General features: G+C 64.5%; 11 protein-coding genes. 7 read left to right on the forward strand and 4 right to left on the reverse strand.

Going from position 1 to position 12,883, the window contains the following annotated elements; genetic code table 11:
• The first annotated feature begins 5 nt into the window (after nucleotides 1–5).
• The 7 genes from WM94_RS26130 to WM94_RS26160 all read left to right on the forward strand — a co-directional run bounded on the left by WM94_RS26130 (nucleotide 6) and on the right by WM94_RS26160 (nucleotide 7,597).
• On the forward strand, nucleotides 6–1,109 hold the full coding sequence (locus WM94_RS26130) for a mannuronate-specific alginate lyase (RefSeq protein ID WP_061552456.1): 1,104 nt from the start codon (nucleotides 6–8) through the stop codon (nucleotides 1,107–1,109).
• A gap of 182 nt (nucleotides 1,110–1,291) precedes the next feature.
• Nucleotides 1,292–2,749 carry an MBOAT family protein gene (locus WM94_RS26135; protein WP_061552457.1) on the forward strand — a complete coding sequence of 486 codons (1,458 nt, stop codon included), beginning with the start codon at nucleotides 1,292–1,294 and terminating at the stop codon, nucleotides 2,747–2,749.
• Nucleotides 2,750–2,759: 10 nt separating this feature from the next.
• Complete coding sequence (locus WM94_RS26140; protein ID WP_023660658.1) at nucleotides 2,760–3,917, forward strand: alginate O-acetyltransferase; 1,158 nt, start codon at nucleotides 2,760–2,762, stop codon at nucleotides 3,915–3,917.
• 16 nt (nucleotides 3,918–3,933) lie between these two features.
• Nucleotides 3,934–4,581 (forward strand): alginate O-acetyltransferase AlgF, encoded by a 648-nt coding sequence (locus tag WM94_RS26145; RefSeq protein ID WP_013974158.1) that lies wholly within the window; start codon nucleotides 3,934–3,936, stop codon nucleotides 4,579–4,581.
• Between the two features lie 35 nt (nucleotides 4,582–4,616).
• Complete coding sequence (locus tag WM94_RS26150) at nucleotides 4,617–6,071, forward strand: mannose-1-phosphate guanylyltransferase/mannose-6-phosphate isomerase (protein ID WP_024087718.1); 1,455 nt, start codon at nucleotides 4,617–4,619, stop codon at nucleotides 6,069–6,071.
• A 97-nt stretch (nucleotides 6,072–6,168) separates the two neighbouring features.
• The gene (locus tag WM94_RS26155) at nucleotides 6,169–6,633 is read left to right on the forward strand and encodes a hypothetical protein (protein ID WP_015271749.1); all 465 of its coding nucleotides are present in this window, start codon (nucleotides 6,169–6,171) and stop codon (nucleotides 6,631–6,633) included.
• A 151-nt stretch (nucleotides 6,634–6,784) separates the two neighbouring features.
• Nucleotides 6,785–7,597 (forward strand): SDR family oxidoreductase, encoded by an 813-nt coding sequence (locus WM94_RS26160; RefSeq protein WP_061552458.1) that lies wholly within the window; start codon nucleotides 6,785–6,787, stop codon nucleotides 7,595–7,597.
• A 130-nt stretch (nucleotides 7,598–7,727) separates the two neighbouring features.
• Here WM94_RS26160 and WM94_RS26165 read toward each other — a convergent pair whose 3' ends face one another.
• The 4 genes from WM94_RS26165 to WM94_RS26180 all read right to left on the reverse strand — a co-directional run bounded on the left by WM94_RS26165 (nucleotide 7,728) and on the right by WM94_RS26180 (nucleotide 12,741).
• Nucleotides 7,728–8,522, reverse strand: coding sequence for an SDR family NAD(P)-dependent oxidoreductase (locus tag WM94_RS26165; protein WP_025340590.1), 795 nt, complete (start codon nucleotides 8,520–8,522; stop codon nucleotides 7,728–7,730).
• 139 nt (nucleotides 8,523–8,661) lie between these two features.
• Nucleotides 8,662–10,113 (reverse strand): efflux transporter outer membrane subunit, encoded by a 1,452-nt coding sequence (locus tag WM94_RS26170; protein ID WP_061552459.1) that lies wholly within the window; start codon nucleotides 10,111–10,113, stop codon nucleotides 8,662–8,664.
• Entirely contained in the window at nucleotides 10,110–11,171 is a 1,062-nt protein-coding gene (locus tag WM94_RS26175; protein WP_013974164.1) for an HlyD family secretion protein, read from the reverse strand. The genes WM94_RS26170 and WM94_RS26175 overlap by 4 nt, the downstream gene beginning before the upstream one ends.
• A gap of 28 nt (nucleotides 11,172–11,199) precedes the next feature.
• On the reverse strand, nucleotides 11,200–12,741 hold the full coding sequence (locus WM94_RS26180) for an MFS transporter (protein ID WP_061552460.1): 1,542 nt from the start codon (nucleotides 12,739–12,741) through the stop codon (nucleotides 11,200–11,202).
• Nucleotides 12,742–12,883: the final 142 nt, after the last annotated feature.

Below are 12,883 nucleotides of genomic sequence, written 5' to 3' on the forward strand. Positions count from 1 at the left end.
CGACCATGATCCCGTTCAAGCGAATTTCCCGCCCCGCCCTGCTCGCCCTGGCGTTGTGCGGCGGTGCCGCGCACGCCGCGCTGGTACCGCCCCAGGGTTACTACGAGGGGATCGAAAAGCTCAAGACCGGCGACGGCAACTTCCGCTGCGAAGCTGCCCCCAAACCGTATACCGGTGCCCTGCAGTTCCGCAGCAAGTACGAAGGCTCGGACAAGGCGCGGGCAACACTCAACGCCGACTCGGAAAAGGCCTTTCGCAAGTCCACCGAAGACATCACCACCCTTGAGAAAGGGGTGAGCAAGATGATCGGCCAGTACATGCGTGACGGCCGCCCGGCGCAGCTCGACTGCACCCTGGCCTGGCTGGGCAGCTGGGCCCGCGCCGATGCGCTGATGTCCACCGACTACAACCACACCGGCAAGTCGATGCGCAAATGGGCGCTGGGCAGCATGAGTGGTTCGTGGCTGCGCCTGAAGTTCTCCAATTCGCAGCCGCTGGCCGCGCACCAGGCCGAGGCCGAGCTGATCGAAAAATGGTTCGCCCGCCTGGCCGAGCAAACCGTGCGCGACTGGAGCGATCTGCCACTGGAGAAGATCAACAACCACAGCTACTGGGCGGCCTGGGCGGTAATGGCCACCGCCGTGGCTACCGACCGTCGCGACCTGTTCGACTGGGCCGTGAAGGAATACAGGGTTGGCGCCAACCAGGTAGACGAGCAGGGCTTCCTGCCCAACGAACTGAAGCGCAAGCAACGCGCCCTGGCCTACCACAACTACGCCCTGCCGCCGTTGACGATGATCGCCAGCTTCGCCCAGGTCAATGGCGTGGACGTGCGCGGCGAGAACAACAACGCCCTGCAGCGCCTGGCGCAGCGGGTACTGAACGGTTCGAAGGACCCAAGCGCGTTCAAGGCCCGCAATGGCGAGAAACAGGACATGAAAGACCTGAAGATCGACAGCAAGTACTCGTGGATGGAGCCCTATTGCAGCCTGTATGCGTGCAATGGCGACACCCTGCAGCGCAAGCGCGGTATGCAGCCGTTCAACAGCTTCCGGCTGGGCGGCGACCTGACCCGGGTCTATGACCCGAGCGCGGAATCGAAAAAGTAACGTAAAACCCCTGTGGGAGCGGGTTTACCCGCGAAAAGGCCAGACCTGCCATGTGCGGTGCCTGTGCCGGCCTCTTCGCGGGTAAACCCGCTCCCACAGGAATCTAGGTAGCCCGCCACGAACATGTGGGGGGTTTGGGGGGCGCTTTGCCCCGGATGCTGTGAACAAAAAGGAGAACCGGGATGGTCTTCTCGTCCAACGTGTTCCTGTTCCTGTTCTTGCCGATCTTCCTCGGCCTGTACTACTTGAGCGGGCAACGCTATCGCAACCTGCTGCTGCTGATCGCCAGCTACATCTTCTACGCCTGGTGGCGGGTCGACTTCCTCGCCCTGTTCGCCGGCGTGACCCTGTGGAACTACTGGATCGGCCTGAAAGTCGGCGCCGCCGGTGTGCGCACCAAGCCCGCGCAGCGCTGGCTGCTGCTCGGCGTCGGTGTGGACCTGGCGATTCTCGGCTACTTCAAGTACGCCAACTTCGGCGTCGACAGCCTCAACGCGATCATCTCCTCGTTCGGCCTGGAGCCGTTCATCCTCACCCACGTGCTGCTGCCGATCGGTATCTCGTTCTACATCTTCGAGTCGATCAGCTACATCATCGACGTCTACCGCGGCGACACCCCGGCCACCCGCAACCTGATCGACTTCGCGGCGTTCGTGGCGATCTTCCCGCACCTGATCGCCGGCCCCGTGCTGCGCTTCAAGGACCTGGTCGACCAGTTCAACAACCGCACCCACACCCTGGACAAGTTCTCCGAAGGCTGCACCCGCTTCATGCAGGGCTTCATCAAGAAAGTGTTCATCGCCGACACCCTGGCGGTAGTGGCCGACCACTGCTTCGCCCTGCAGAACCCGACCACCGGGGATGCCTGGCTCGGCGCTTTGGCCTACACCGCGCAGCTGTACTTCGACTTCAGCGGCTACAGCGACATGGCCATCGGCCTGGGCCTGATGATGGGCTTCCGCTTCATGGAGAACTTCAAGCAGCCGTACATCAGCCAGTCGATCACCGAGTTCTGGCGGCGCTGGCACATCAGCCTGTCGACCTGGCTGCGCGACTACCTGTACATCACCCTGGGCGGTAACCGCAAAGGCACCTTCAACACCTACCGCAACCTGTTCCTGACCATGCTGCTGGGTGGCCTGTGGCACGGCGCCAACTTCACCTACATCATCTGGGGCGCCTGGCACGGCATGTGGCTGGCCATCGAGCGCGCGCTGGGCATCGACACCAACCCCCAGCGTTTCAACCCGGTGAAGTGGGCATTCACCTTCCTGCTGGTGGTGGTCGGCTGGGTGATCTTCCGTGCCGAGAACCTGGAAGTGGCCGGTCGCATGTACGGCGCCATGTTCAGCTTCGGCGACTGGCAGCTGTCGGAACTCAACCGTGCCCAGCTCACCGGCCTGCAGGTAGCCACCCTGGTGGTCGCCTACATCACCCTGGCGTTCTTCGGCCTGCGCGACTTCTACCGCAACGCCCGGCCAACGCCCAAGGCCACCCCGGTGCAGGTCAACAGCGACGGTTCGATCGGCCTGGACTGGACCCGGGTGATGACCCGCGCCCTGGTGCTGCTGCTGTTCGTAGCCTCGATCCTCAAGCTTTCGGCGCAGAGCTACTCGCCGTTCCTCTACTTCCAGTTCTGAGGTTGATGACATGACCCGGACATTACGCATTACCTATTCGCTGTCGTTCCTCGGCCTGCTGGTGGGCATGGGCGTCTGGTCCACCGGTGGCCTGCAAAGCTTCCAGCGTACCGAGCAGATGACCCTGCTCAACGGCAAGCTGGCCAAGGCCGCCGAGACCCACTACGACGAGCAGTTCCCGATCAAGCGCCTGGGCACCAACCTTTGGGCGGCGATGGACTTCAAGCTGTTCAACGAAGGCCGCCCTGGCGTGGTGCTGGGCCGCGACCAGTGGCTGTTCAGTGACGAAGAGTTCAAGCCCACCGCAGGTGCCGAGCAGCTGATGCAGGAAAACCTGGCGCTGATCCGTGGCGTGCGTGACACCCTGCAGCAGCACGGCAGCCAGCTTGTATTGGCGATCGTGCCAGCCAAGGCGCGGGTGTACGCCGAATACCTGGGCAAGGAACTGCCGACCAGTCTGCATGACGATCTGTACAACCAGTTCCATGCCCAGGCACGCCAGGCCAACGTGTTCGCCCCGGACCTGATGGCACCCATGGAGCAGGCCAAGGCGCGCGGCCAGGTTTTCCTGCGCACCGACACCCACTGGACGCCGATGGGCGCCGAAGTGGCTGCGCAGGCACTGGCCGAAGCGGTCAGCCGCCAGAGCCTGCTCAACGGCGACCCGCAGGCGTTCATCACCGAAGCCGGCAGCACCGCGCCATACAAGGGCGACCTGACCAACTTCCTGCCACTGGACCCGCTGTTCAGCAACCTTCTGCCGGCCCCGGACAACCTGCAGCAACGCACCACTCGCCCGGTCGAGGCCGAAGGTGAAGCCGGTGACGCACTGTTCGCCGACACGCAGATCCCGGTTGCGCTGGTGGGCACCAGCTACAGCGCCAACCCGCACTGGAACTTCCTCGGCGCGCTGCAGCAGGCCCTGCGCAGCGATGTGGCCAACTACGCCGAAGACGGCCATGGCCCGCTGCTGCCGATGCTCAAGTACCTGCAAAGCGATGCCTTCAAGAACGCCGCACCCCAAGTGGTGGTGTGGGAATTCCCCGAACGTTATCTGCCAATGAAGAACGACCTCAGCAGCTTCGATCCACAGTGGATCGCCCAGCTGAAGAACACCCGTAAATCCGAAGAAAACCTGGCTTTGTCGTCCACCCGGACTAACCACTAATCAGAGGAACATACCTATGACTACCAAGACTTCCATTGCCAAAGCCCTCACCCTCGCTGCCGGCCTGTCCCTGGCCTCCATGCAGGCCTTCGCCGGCGCCGACGCCGCGCTGTATGGCCCGAGCGCGCCGAAAGGCTCGACCTTCGTGCGCCTTTACAACGCTTCCAGCGCACCGGCGGCAGCTTCGGTCGGCAACACCCAGATCAAACAGGTTGGTGCACAGGGCAGCAGTGACTTCAGCTTCCTGCCAGGGGGTGACTACACCGCTCAGGTCGGTGGCAAGAGCGTGCCGGTCAAGCTGGCTGCGGACAAGTACTACACCCTGGTCAACAGCGCCAGCGGCAACCCGCAGCTGATCGAAGAGCCGCCGTTCAAGAACAAGCAGAAAGCCCTGGTTCGCGTGCAGAACCTGAGTGACCAGCAACTGACCCTGAAGACCGCCGACGGCAAGACCGAAGTGGTCAAGCCGGTGGCCGCCAACGGCCGCGGCGAACGCGAAATCAACCCGGTCAAGGTCAACCTGGCGCTGTTCCAAGGAGACAAGAAAGTGGGTGACGTCAAACCCGTCGCCCTGGAGCGCGGCGAAGCCGCAGTGCTGTACGTAACGGGTTCCGGCAACGCCTTGTCGCCGGTGTGGGTAACTCGCCCCGTGGCTAGCAACTGATTCCCCTGCCTCTCAACGACTATTGGAGAAACATGATGATCCCGGTAATTCTTTCTGGTGGTAGCGGTTCCCGTCTGTGGCCTCTGTCGCGAAAGCAGTTCCCCAAGCAGTTCCTGGCCCTGACCGGTGAACACACACTGTTCCAGCAAACCCTGGAACGCCTGGTGTTCGAAGGCATGGACACGCCGATCGTGGTCTGTAACAAGGACCACAAGTTCATCGTCCAGGAGCAACTGGCCGCGCTGAAGCTGGAAACCCAAGGCATCCTGATGGAACCGTTCGGCCGCAATACCGCGCCGGCCGTGGCCATGGCTGCCATGAAACTGGTCAACGAAGGCCGCGACGAGCTGATGCTGGTGCTGCCCGCCGACCACGTGATCGATGACCAGAAGGCCCTGCAACGCGCCCTGGCCCTGGCCACCGTGGCCGCCGAGCGTGGCGAGATGGTGCTGTTCGGCGTGCCGGCGACCAAGCCGGAAACCGGCTACGGCTACATCCGTTCCAGCCAGGACGCCCTGCTGCCTGAAGGCGTGGCGCGCGTGGCGCAGTTCGTCGAGAAGCCCGACGAAAAACGCGCCGCCGAGTTCGTCCAGGCCGGCGGCTACTTCTGGAACAGCGGCATGTTCCTGTTCCGTGCCAGCCGCTTCCTCGAAGAGCTGAAAAAGCACGACGGCGACATCTACGACACCTGCGTGCTGGCCCTGGAGCGCAGCCAGGAAGACGGTGATGTGCTGAGCATCGACGAAGCCACCTTCGCCTGCTGCCCGGACAACTCCATCGACTACGCGGTGATGGAAAAGACCCAGCGCGCCTGCGTGGTGCCGATGTCGGCTGGCTGGAGCGACGTGGGCTGCTGGTCGTCGCTGTGGGAAGTGCACGAGAAGGACGACAACGGCAACGTCACCAAGGGCGATGTGGTGGTGCAGGACAGCCACAACTGCATGATCCACGGCAACGGCAAGCTGGTGTCGGTGATCGGCCTGGAGAACATCGTGGTGGTCGAGACCAAGGACGCCATGATGATTGCCCACAAGGACAAGGTCCAGGGCGTCAAGCAGATGGTCAAGACCCTCGACGAGCAGGGCCGCAGCGAAACCCAGAACCACCTGGAAGTGTATCGCCCGTGGGGCTCGTACGACTCGGTGGACATGGGCGGCCGCTTCCAGGTCAAGCACATCACCGTCAAGCCGGGCGCCAGCCTGTCGCTGCAGATGCACCACCACCGTGCCGAGCACTGGATCGTGGTGTCCGGCACCGCCGAGGTGACCTGTGACGAGAACGTGTTCCTGCTGACCGAGAACCAGTCCACCTACATCCCGATCGCATCGGTGCACCGCCTGCGCAACCCGGGCAAGATCCCGCTGGAGATCATCGAAGTGCAGTCCGGCAGCTACCTCGGCGAGGATGACATCGAGCGCTTCGAGGATGTTTACGGGCGTACCTCCACTCCGATCGAACGGGGTGTTTCGGTGAAGACCATCGCGCAGTAATGCAACCCTGGGGCCGCTTTGCGGCCCCGCTTTTTGAGCCACTCTCCATTTCGGGCTACGATGGTCAGACCCCGCGCAATCAAGGTCTGCACGTCCCATGATCATCGGTGCCTTCCTCATCCTCACCTGGCTGGTGCTGCTGTTGCGCTACCCGGCCAAGGCCCTGCCGATCTCGCTGGCTGCCGTTTGTGGCCTGGGCCTGGTGGCCCTGTTCGTCGTCTGGCAGGACACCCGCGAAACCTCGCAACTGGCCCGCCTGGACCTGCGCCTGACCTACGCCCCCGAACACTGCCCCGCCGACCGCGCCCTGCAGGTACGCATGAAGAATGGCAATGACGTGCCGCTGACCGAGTTGCGCTGGCGGGTGGCGGCGTATGCGCCGGGCGATACCGTGAACCTGGCGGAGAACACCTACAACGCCCCGCGCTACCGTGGGCCGGGTGAGCTGCAGCCAGGGGCCGAGTGGAAGGACTGCCTACCACTGCCGCCACTGCGCTCCGGGTACAGGCCGCAGACCCTGGAGTTTCGTGCAGAGCATCTGCAAGGTACGTTTGCCAACTAATGTATCGCCTGTGCCGGCCTCTTCGCGGGTAAACCCGCTCCCACACGGACTACACAGGTCTCAAATTCTGTGGGGTACCTGTGGGAGCGGGTTTACCCGCGAAGAGGCCGGCACAGGAAAAACCAATCCTCACTGACAACAGGCCCCAACCATGCCCACCGTCCTGATCACCGGTTGTTCCAGCGGCATCGGCCGCGCCTTGGCCGACGCCTTCCGCGATGCCGGCCACCACGTCTGGGCTACCGCCCGCAAACCTGAGGATGTCGAGCAACTGAACGCCGCCGGCTTCACCGCCCGGCAACTTGATGTGAACGACAGCGAGGCGCTGGCCCGCCTGGCCGAGGAACTGGTAAACCTCGATATCCTGATCAACAACGCCGGCTACGGCGCCATGGGCCCGCTGCTCGATGGTGGTGTGGATGCCCTGCGCCAGCAGTTCGAAACCAATGTATTCGCCGTGGTCGGCGTTACCCGCGCATTGTTCCCCCAGCTACGCCGCTCACGGGGCCTGGTGGTGAACATCGGCAGCGTATCAGGCGTGCTGGTCACGCCATTCGCCGGCGCCTACTGCGCCTCGAAAGCCGCCGTGCATGCCCTGAGCGATGCCTTGCGCCTGGAGCTGGCGCCGTTTGGTGTGCAGGTTATGGAAGTGCAGCCAGGGGCGATTGCCTCGCAGTTCGCCAGCAATGCCCAGCGCCAGGCCGAGCAGGTGCTGGCGACGGATTCGGCGTGGTGGCCGTTGCGCGAGCATGTGCAGGCACGGGCACGGGCTTCGCAGGACAAGCCCACCTCGGCGGCGGTGTTTGCCCAGGGCGTGTTGGCAGCGGTCGGGAAGTCGCCGGTGCCGGCGGTGGTGCGGTTGGGGAACGGCAGTACGGCGTTGCCGTTGATGGCCCGGTTACTGCCGCGGCGGGTGCTGGATTGGGCGTTGCGCAAGCGGTTTGGCCTGCTGCGCCCGCTCTGATCGAATGGTTACCTGTGCTGGCCTCTTCGCGGGTAAACCCGCTCCCACAGGTACCCCACAGAATTTGAGTCCTGTGCGATACCTGTGGGAGCGGGTTTACCCGCGAATAGGCCGGTACAGGCAAAACAGATCAGGCAATGGAACGCAGCACCCCGCCATCTACCCGCAAGGCAGCCCCGGTAGTGGCACTGGCCTGCATCGATGCCAGGTACACCACCATGTTCGCCACCTCCTCCACCGTCGCCAGCCGCTTGATCAGCGAGGTCGGCCGGTGCTCGGCAAGGAAGTTGGCTTCCAGCTCTTCAGTCGACACCCCCTGCTCCTCGGCCAGCTTGGCAAAGAAATCGCCCACGCCTTCCGAACGCGTAGGCCCCGGCAACACCGAGTTCACCGTCACCCCAGTGCCAGCCAGGGTCTCGGCCAGCCCACGCGACACCGCCAGCAACGCAGTCTTGGTCATGCCGTAATGAATCATCTCGGTCGGGATCTGCAGCGCCGACTCACTGGACAGGAACACCACCCGCCCCCATTTGCGCTCGGCCATGCCTTGGGCATAGTGGCGCGACAGGCGAACGGCGCTGAGCACATTGACGTCGAAGAAACGCTGCCAGTCCTCATCCCCGATCTCGAAGAACGGCTTGGGCTCGAAGATGCCCAGGTTGTTGACCAGGATGTCGGTGTGCGGCACCTGGTTGAACAACTTCTGCGCACCGGCCTGGGTGCCCAGGTCGGCAGCGATGCCGATGATGCGCGCCTGCGGCAGGCGTTCGCGCACAACTTTGAGAGCTTCGTCGACCCGGGCCTGGGTGCGACCGTTGAGGACCACTTCGGCCCCCGCCTCGGCCAGGCCGATGGCGATGGCCAGGCCGATGCCGGCGGTGGAGCCGCTGACGATGGCGCGCTTGCCGTTCAGGGAAATGTGCATCTGTGCCTCCTCGGTAATCAGGACAATTGCCGGGGCTGCTTTGCAGCCCATCGCGACACAAGGCCGCTCCTACATGCGGACGCGATCTCCTGTAGGAGCGGCCTTGTGTCGCGATGGGCCGCAAAGCGGCCCCAAAAAATCACACTTTCTTCACAGGCTGCTCATCAAACGCCTGCCAGCCACCACCCAGGGCCTTGTACAGCCCCACCAGCGCCTGCGACACCGCCGCAGAACTGTCGATCCACTGCTCCTCGCTGGCCAGCAAAGCCCCCTGCACCGTCAGCACATTGAGAAAGTCCACCGCCCCTTCCACATACTGGCGCTGGGCAGTTTCCAGGGCGATACGGTTCTGCCGCACCGCCTCGGCCAAGTGGTCGCGGCGCAGCTGGCTGGCGTTGTACAGGCGTAGCACATCGTCGATTTCATGCCAGGCACCCAGCACCACCTTGCGGTAGTTCAGCGCCGCTTCCTGCTGCTGTGCCTCGCGCAGCTCCAAGGTGCCCTTGAGCCGGCCACCCTCGAAGATCGGCAGCGACAGCTGCGGCCCGAAGGCGAAGCGGCGTGAATCCCAGGCGCCGAAATCGGACAGCTGCATGGCCTGGAACCCGACACTGCCCGACAGCCGGATGCTGGGGTAGAAGTCGGCCTTGGCCACGCCAATGCTGGCGGTGGCGGCATGCAGGCGGGCCTCGGCCTGGCGAATGTCCGGGCGGCGTTCGGCCAGTTCGGACGGCAGGCCAATGGCGAACTTCTGCTGCGGCGTAGGCAGTTCGCCGCCCTGCAGCAACTCGGCCTGTAGGCTGCGCGGCGGTTCGGCGGCGAGCAGGCTGAGAGCGTTGATCAGGTCATCGCGCCGCGCTTCCAGGCTTGGCAGGCGCGACTCGATCGAGGCGACCTGGGCACTGGCCTGAGCCACGTCCAGGCGCGTGGCGACACCTTCGGCCTGGCGGTTTTCGGACAATTTCAGGCTGTGCTGGGCGACCTTGAGGTTGTCGCGGGTCACATCGATGGTGTGCTGCACGGCGCGCAGCTGGATGTAGTTGCCGGCGGTTTCCGAAAGCAATGCCAGCAGCACGCCGCGGCGGTCGTTCTCGGCCACTTCTACCGTGGCATCGGCAGCCTCGACCTGGCGCCGCACACGGCCCCACAGGTCCAGCTCCCAACCGGCCACCAGGTCGCCCTGCCAGAGGTTGAAGGCTTCCTTGCCCGCCTTGCCGGACGGGTCACTCAGGCCTTCGGCACTGTTGCGCGAGCGGCTGTAGCCGGCGTTCACGTCCACTGACGGTACTTCGTCGGCAGCTACGGTGCTGCGCAGGGCGCGGCTTTGCAGCAGACGGGCGCTGGCCATCTGCAGGTCGAGATTGCGCTCGGCAACGCGTTGGATCAAGGCACTCAGGCGGGCGTCGTGGAAGCTCTCCCACCAGCGCAGTTCCAGCGGTTCGGCCTGCGGCTGGCTGGCCGCCGCCTCGCCTTGCAGCGGCGCCCACTGTTGCGGGGCCTGGCTGTCAGGGCGCTGGAAGTCAGGGCCCATGGTGCAGCCGGCCATCAGTACGGCCAGCAGCAACGGGCTCAAGCGTAATGCCGCTTTCATCGTGCACTTACCTCTTTGCCGTCCAGCTTGTCACCACGGGTGTCGATGGTCGCTTCCACCGACATGCCCACGCGCAGGCGGGCAAGCAGCGGCTGGCCGTCATCGAAAACGATCTTCACCGGGATGCGCTGCACCACCTTGGTGAAGTTGCCGGTAGCGTTGTCCGGCTTGACCGCAGCGAAGGTCACGCCGGTGGCCGGGGCGATGCTTTCCACATGGCCTTGCAGCTTCTCACCGGCAAAGGTGTCGACGCTGATGCTCACGGCCTGGCCAGGCTGTACGTGGGTCAGCTGGGTTTCCTGGAAGTTGCCGACCACGTAGGCCTGCTGCAACGGCACCACCGACAGCAGGCGGGCGCCCGGGTTGACGTAGGCACCGACACGCAAGGCGCGCTCGCCGACCATGCCGTCCACCGGCGCGGTGATGCGTGTGTAGGACAGATCGAGCTGGGCCTTTTCCAGCCCTGCCTCGGCCCGCTTAAGCTGGCCGTCGGCACTGGCCACCTGGGCGGTAAGGATATCCACCTGCTTGCGCGCCGCTACCAGTGCCGCCTGGGCATTGGCCAGGCGTGCGCGGGCCTGGTCGACCCCGCTGCGTGCCTGCTGGGCGTTCTGCACGGTGCCGGCACCTTGCTCGGCCAGGCGGCTGTAGCGGTTGACCTCATGGTCGGCGAACGCAGCTTCGGCCTGGGCCGCTTTCACTGCGGCCTCAGCCTGGGCAATCAGTGACGCCTGGCGCTCGAGCGTGGCACGGGCATCGGCGCTTTGCGCCTGAGCCACCAGCAACTGCGCCTGCGCAGCATCCAGCGCGGCCTGGTAGTCACGGGCATCGATGGTAGCCAGCAACTGGCCGGCCTTGACCTGCTGGTTGTCCTCCACCAGCACGTCCTTGATGAAGCCGGCGATCTTGGGCGCGACCACGGTGTAGTCGGCGACAACATACGCGTCATTGGTGCTCTGGCGATGGTCGCTGCCAAACATCCACGGGCCGACGATGGCAGCCAGGACGGCCACGGCAAGCACCGAGCCGATGAACAGGGTTTTGCGGTTGTTGGTCATTTAAGTGGTTCTCGAATTCATCCAGGGTTCAGGCCACCGCGCGCGGCGGATAGACCCGGGTAGGCACGAAAGGAATCAGGCAGATCAGGGCCACGGCAATGCAGGCCATGACCAGGTAGAGGTCGGCGGAGGTCAGCACCAGCGCCTGGTCGTGGATGCGCCTGGCCAAGCCGGGTGCGTTACCGTCGACCAGCGGGGCGTTGCCCAGGCTGTCCACCAGGTGGTTGGAATGAAAGTGCCGGCGCAGGGTGCCCAAGGCGTCCAGCAGGCCACCGGCGATCACTGCGGCCAGGCCTTTGACAGTGTTGAACCAGCTGGAGGCGAACGGGCCTTCCTGTGGGGTCATGCCGTTGGTGGACAGCATCAGCAGCGGCAGCACTGCCATTGGCTGGCCGAACACCTGCAGCAGGTAGAACGGGTAGAAGTCACCACGGATCCACTCGCTGGTCAGCAGGCTGCTGCCGACACAGGACACCGCCAGCATCGCCAGGCCGATCCCCAGCACCCAGCGGCAGTCCACTGCGCGGATATTGCACAGCGCCGCCGTCAACGGCAGGGCGACCAGCTGCGGCATGGCCACCAGCATCATCAGCGGGCTGGTCTGCGCCGGGCGGTAGCCCTGAATCTGCGCCAGATAGGCCGACGGAATGCTGCCAACGCCCGAGAGCACGATCAGCACACCGGCCAGGGTCACCAGGGCGAAACTCAGGTTGCGCCGCGACAGCATGCGCAACTGGAAGAATGGCAACGGCTCGGACCATTCGTTGTACATGAACAGCACCAGCAACAGCAGGCCACCGCCGAGCAGCCAGCAGATCAGCGGCGAATCGAACCAGCCCCAGCGGTCACCCAGCGACAGGCCCAGCACGATGCAGCTGATGGCGGGCAGGCCGAGCAGCACGCCGCGCCAGTCGAACTGCTTGAAGCGCTCCAGGCGCAGCGGGTCCTGCGGCAGGCCCCAACCGACGCAGAACATGGCCAGCGCCGAGGGCAGGATGATCTGCCAGAACGCCCACTGCCAACCGACGTATTCAGTCCACAGCCCTGCCAGCGGCGTGCCGAGGTTGGGGCCGAAGGTGGCGGTGAGGGCATAGCAGGCCAGGCCATAGACCTTGATGCCCGGTGGCAGGAAGCGCAGGGCCACGCTCATCAACATCGGCGGCAAGGCGCCAGAGGCAAAGCCCTGGAGCACACGCAGCAGCATCAGGCTGTGCAGGTTGGGGGCGAACGGTTGCAGCAGGCCGAGCACGGCGAACAGGCCGATGGCGCTCATGGTGAAGCGCCGCAGCGAGAACGTGGTGGCCAGCCATGGCGCGAAGGCCATGGCCGAAACCGAGGCGGCGCTGTAGACCGCCAGCAGCCAGGCGCCTTCGTCGGCACCGATGCCCATGGCCCCACGGATATCGGCCAGGGAGATCTTGGTCACCGACTCGTTGAGGCCCGCGCACAACACGGCCAGCAGCACACCGAACAGCCCGACCACTACCTGCAGGCCGAACGCAGTCTGCGCAGGCGCGGCCGGCGCGGGGGCGGCGGCAATCGCGGCAGACGGGGCGGACAGGGAACTCATGGGCAGACATCTCCAGCAACAAATTTGCGACTGGAGCAAGTCTAAGAAGGTCGAATGCTGACGAAAACTGACTTATCGGTAGGTTTATGTTGCGTCAGGCGCAATCCACTTCAAAACCGAGTCGCCTGCTTCGCGGGTGAAC

This window comes from Pseudomonas sp. ABFPK, from assembly GCF_001586765.1.
In the GTDB taxonomy this organism is placed as follows: Bacteria; Pseudomonadota; Gammaproteobacteria; order Pseudomonadales; family Pseudomonadaceae; genus Aquipseudomonas; species Aquipseudomonas asiatica.